The sequence below is a fragment of the Algibacter amylolyticus genome (assembly GCF_014202225.1).
GTDB classification, from domain to species: domain Bacteria; phylum Bacteroidota; class Bacteroidia; order Flavobacteriales; family Flavobacteriaceae; genus Algibacter_B; species Algibacter_B amylolyticus.
Map to the genome: position 1 here is coordinate 1 of NZ_JACHGE010000015.1, position 5,392 is coordinate 5,392.

Annotated in this window: 2 tRNA genes and 3 rRNA genes; all 5 read right to left on the reverse strand. The window is 45.7% G+C overall.

Features of this window, described 5'->3' with window-relative positions:
- Nucleotides 1–46: 46 nt before the first annotated feature.
- The 5 genes from rrf to HNQ90_RS17750 all read right to left on the reverse strand — a co-directional run bounded on the left by rrf (nucleotide 47) and on the right by HNQ90_RS17750 (nucleotide 5,163).
- A 5S ribosomal RNA gene (gene rrf / locus HNQ90_RS17730) occupies nucleotides 47–154 on the reverse strand.
- Nucleotides 155–288: 134 nt separating this feature from the next.
- Nucleotides 289–3,115: ribosomal RNA gene (locus HNQ90_RS17735) — 23S ribosomal RNA — on the reverse strand.
- Nucleotides 3,116–3,306: 191 nt separating this feature from the next.
- Nucleotides 3,307–3,380: transfer RNA gene (locus HNQ90_RS17740), tRNA-Ala, on the reverse strand.
- Nucleotides 3,381–3,483: 103 nt separating this feature from the next.
- Nucleotides 3,484–3,557: transfer RNA gene (locus HNQ90_RS17745), tRNA-Ile, on the reverse strand.
- Between the two features lie 88 nt (nucleotides 3,558–3,645).
- Nucleotides 3,646–5,163 (reverse strand): 16S ribosomal RNA (locus HNQ90_RS17750).
- Together the 16S, 23S and 5S rRNA genes with 2 tRNA genes alongside form the textbook arrangement of a ribosomal RNA operon.
- Nucleotides 5,164–5,392: the final 229 nt, after the last annotated feature.

The window sequence follows — 5,392 nt, forward strand, 5'->3', positions numbered from 1 at the left end:
AGTTTAGCGCAAAAAAAATCCTCAACAAATAAATGTTGAGGATTAAAAAAGGCAACGACCTACTCTCCCACAAATGTAGTACCATCGGCGCTAATGGGCTTAACTTCTCTGTTCGGAATGGTAAGAGGTGAGCCCCATCGCTATAACCACCTTAAGTTATAGCTGCTGACTGTCGGCTTTCACCTCGAGTCTTCAGCGTTCATCCTATAGATGAACAAATATCTTAACATATTGAAAATAAGAGACATGATTGTTGTAATAATATTGAACTTAGTAAAAAAACAGGCGTACAATAAGCCTATGGGTTATTAGTACTACTCGGCTATGACATTACTGCCTTTACACCTATAGCCTATCAACGTGGTAATCTCCCACGACCCTTTAAAGAAATCTCATCTTGTGGTGGGTTTCGCGCTTATATGCTTTCAGCGCTTATCCCTTCCCAACGTAGCTACTCTGCAATGCTCCTGGCGGAACAACAGATACACCAGAGGTTAGTCCAACTCGGTCCTCTCGTACTAGAGTCAGATCCACTCAAATTTCTAACGCCCACTGTAGATAGAGACCGAACTGTCTCACGACGTTCTGAACCCAGCTCGCGTGCCACTTTAATGGGCGAACAGCCCAACCCTTGGGACCTTCTCCAGCCCCAGGATGTGACGAGCCGACATCGAGGTGCCAAACCCCCCCGTCGATATGAGCTCTTGGGGGAGATCAGCCTGTTATCCCCGGCGTACCTTTTATCCTTTGAGCGATGGCCCTTCCATGCGGAACCACCGGATCACTATGCTCTACTTTCGTACCTGATCGACTTGTAGGTCTCTCAGTCAAGCTCCCTTATGCCATTGCACTCTACACACGATTACCAACCGTATTGAGGGAACCTTTAGAAGCCTCCGTTACTCTTTTGGAGGCGACCACCCCAGTCAAACTACCCACCAAGCACTGTCCCTTCTTCGAAGGTTAGACTCTAGATAAGCAAAGGGTGGTATTTCAACAATGACTCCACAACGCCTAGCGACGCCACTTCAAAGTCTCCCACCTATCCTACACATTACTTATCCAAAACCAATACTAAGCTATAGTAAAGGTGCACGGGGTCTTTTCGTCCCACAGCGGGTAATCGGCATCTTCACCGATACTACAATTTCACCGAGCTCATGGCTGAGACAGTGTCCAGATCGTTGCACCATTCGTGCAGGTCGGAACTTACCCGACAAGGAATTTCGCTACCTTAGGACCGTTATAGTTACGGCCGCCGTTTACTGGGGCTTCATTTGAGATCTTCGAAGTAAACTTCTAAACCCTCCACTTAACCTTCCAGCACCGGGCAGGTGTCAGGCCATATACATCATCTTTCAATTTAGCATAGCCCTGTGTTTTTGATAAACAGTCGCCTGGACCTTTTCACTGCGGCCACCCCGAAGGGTGGCGACTCTTCTCCCGAAGTTACGAGTCTATTTTGCCTAATTCCTTAGCCATGAATCTCTCGAGCGCCTTAGAATTCTCATCCCAACTACCTGTGTCGGTTTAGGGTACGGGCTGCTTCTCTTGCTTTTCTTGGAAGTTGCTTTTCTGGATTATCACCTTGACCGAAGTCTCAGTGTACTATCGCGGTATCACTACTCGCTTCAACGTACTATTCCGTCAGTACGCACCAAATTTACACCTCCGTCACTTTTATTGAGAGCAGGTACAGGAATATTAACCTGTTGTCCATCCACTACCCCTTTCGGGTTCGCGTTAGGTCCCGACTAACCCTCAGCTGATTAGCATAGCTGAGGAAACCTTAGTCTTTCGGCGTGCGGGTTTCTCGCCCGCATTATCGTTACTTATGCCTACATTTTCTTTTGTAGCTTCTCCAGCATGACTCACATCACACCTTCGACGACACTACAATGCTCCCCTACCGATATTTCTATCCCATAGCTTCGGTAATATGTTTATGCCCGATTATTATCCATGCCGAACCGCTCGACTAGTGAGCTGTTACGCACTCTTTAAATGAATGGCTGCTTCCAAGCCAACATCCTAGCTGTCAAAGCAGTTCAACCTCGTTAGTTCAACTTAACATATATTTTGGGACCTTAGCTGATGGTCTGGGTTCTTTCCCTCTCGGACATGGACCTTAGCACCCATGCCCTCACTGCTGATTAACATTTTATAGCATTCGGAGTTTGTCAGGAATTGGTAGGCGGTGAAGCCCCCGCATCCAATCAGTAGCTCTACCTCTATAAAACTATAAATCAACGCTGCACCTAAATGCATTTCGGGGAGTACGAGCTATTTCCGAGTTTGATTGGCCTTTCACCCCTACCCACAGGTCATCGGAACACTTTTCAACGTATATCCGTTCGGTCCTCCACTGTATGTTACTACAGCTTCAACCTGCCCATGGGTAGATCACACGGTTTCGCGTCTACCACTACTAACTAAGCGCCCTATTCAGACTCGCTTTCGCTACGGATCCGTACCTGAAGTACTTAACCTTGCTAGCAACGGTAACTCGTAGGCTCATTATGCAAAAGGCACGCCGTCACAGATCAAGTCTGCTCCGACCGCTTGTAAGCGTATGGTTTCAGGTTCTATTTCACTCCCTTATTCAGGGTTCTTTTCACCTTTCCCTCACGGTACTAGTTCACTATCGGTCTCTCAGGAGTATTTAGCCTTATCGGATGGTCCCGACTGTTTCATACAGGGTTTCACGTGCCCCGCACTACTCAGGATACCACTAGATTCACAGTCTTTACTTATACCGGGCTATCACCGTCTATGGCTTGTCTTTCCAAACAATTCTAATTCATCGTGCTTCAAATATCGTGGTCCTACAACCCCAAAATTGCCGTAACAACTTTGGTTTGGGCTAATCCAATTTCGCTCGCCGCTACTATCGGAATCACTTTTGTTTTCTTCTCCTCCGGGTACTTAGATGTTTCAGTTCTCCGGGTTTGCTTGCATTACTGCATACTATATCTTCAATATAGTGGGTTGCCCCATTCGGATATTTGCGGATCAATTCTTGTGTGCAGATCCCCGCAACTTTTCGCAGCTTATCACGTCCTTCATCGCCTCTGAGAGCCTAGGCATTCCCCATACGCCCTTATTTAGCTTATTGTACTTTTTGCTTTTTTAATGAGTTTATTATAATTATAAACGATTTTATAACTATAATATGATTAATTAGATATCGCTCGTGGTGATTCTAATTAATCCTAATTATTACTTTAAATACATTAGATTTCTCTAATCATATTTCATGTATCTTTTTTCAATATGTCAATGAACTTTAATTACTCTCGTAATTCGTGGAGAATATCGGAGTCGAACCGATGACCTCCTGCGTGCAAGGCAGGCGCTCTAGCCAGCTGAGCTAATCCCCCATTTCTTTAAGTTAACAGTCCACAGTCTGCAGTATGCAGTCGCTTGTTGCCGACTTTTGGTGGATAGTTCTCTTCTAGAATTTCCTTTATATTTAGTAGTTAGTAGTCTCAGGCAGACTCGAACTGCCGACCTCTACATTATCAGTGTAGCGCTCTAACCAGCTGAGCTATGAGACTCTACTAAATCTTTATTTTAAATTAACAGCTTTGAGAATAAACTACTTATCATAATAGTTTTTGATACTTATTAGTCGTCTTTCTCTAGAAAGGAGGTGTTCCAGCCGCACCTTCCGGTACGGCTACCTTGTTACGACTTAGCCCTAGTTACCGATTTTACCCTAGGCCGCTCCTTACGGTGACGGACTTCAGGCACTCCCAGCTTCCATGGCTTGACGGGCGGTGTGTACAAGGCCCGGGAACGTATTCACCGCATCATGGCTGATATGCGATTACTAGCGATTCCAGCTTCACGGAGTCGAGTTGCAGACTCCGATCCGAACTGTGATAGGGTTTATAGATTCGCTCCTGGTCGCCCAGTGGCTGCTCTCTGTCCCTACCATTGTAGCACGTGTGTAGCCCAGGACGTAAGGGCCGTGATGATTTGACGTCATCCCCACCTTCCTCACAGTTTGCACTGGCAGTCTTGTTAGAGTTCCCGACATGACTCGCTGGCAACTAACAACAGGGGTTGCGCTCGTTATAGGACTTAACCTGACACCTCACGGCACGAGCTGACGACAACCATGCAGCACCTTGTAAATTGTCCGAAGAAAAGTCTATCTCTAAACCTGTCAATCTACATTTAAGCCCTGGTAAGGTTCCTCGCGTATCATCGAATTAAACCACATGCTCCACCGCTTGTGCGGGCCCCCGTCAATTCCTTTGAGTTTCATTCTTGCGAACGTACTCCCCAGGTGGGATACTTATCACTTTCGCTTAGCCACTGAACCGAAGTCCAACAGCTAGTATCCATCGTTTACGGCGTAGACTACCGGGGTATCTAATCCCGTTCGCTACCTACGCTTTCGTCCATCAGTGTCAATTGATTGTTAGTAATCTGCCTTCGCAATTGGTATTCTATGTAATATCTATGCATTTCACCGCTACACTACATATTCTAACTACTTCACAATAATTCAAGATAACCAGTATCAAAGGCAATTTTACAGTTGAGCTGCAAACTTTCACCTCTGACTTAATTATCCACCTACGGACCCTTTAAACCCAATGATTCCGGATAACGCTTGGATCCTCCGTATTACCGCGGCTGCTGGCACGGAGTTAGCCGATCCTTATTCTTACAGTACCGTCAAGATCTCACACGTGAGATTGTTTCTTCCTGTATAAAAGCAGTTTACAACCCATAGGGCAGTCTTCCTGCACGCGGCATGGCTGGATCAGAGTTGCCTCCATTGTCCAATATTCCTCACTGCTGCCTCCCGTAGGAGTCTGGTCCGTGTCTCAGTACCAGTGTGGGGGATCCCCCTCTCAGGGCCCCTACCTATCGTTGCCATGGTAAGCCGTTACCTTACCATCTAGCTAATAGGACGCATAGTCATCTTTTGCCGTAACCTTTAATGCAATCTCCATGAGGAGGCTGCATACTATGAGGCATTAATCCAAATTTCTCTGGGCTATTCCTCAGCAAAAGGTAGATTCTATACGCGTTACGCACCCGTGCGCCGGTCGTCATCAGTAGCAAGCTACTATGTTACCCCTCGACTTGCATGTGTTAGGCCTGCCGCTAGCGTTCATCCTGAGCCAGGATCAAACTCTTCATCGTTAATTTTTGTGTGTCACTATTACCTAAGTAATGCAACAGCTTTTAACAACTAATCAGAATCTCTAGTACTCAAAATGGTCTATTCTCTTTGTTAAATTAATTCGTTTCCAAATTAATTTTTACGCTGTCAATTCAATATGTTTATGAACTTGTTTCTCTTTTGTTAACTCGTTTCCTTGTTAGCGGGTGCAAATATAAAACCCTTTTTTAACTCTCACAATAGTTTTTT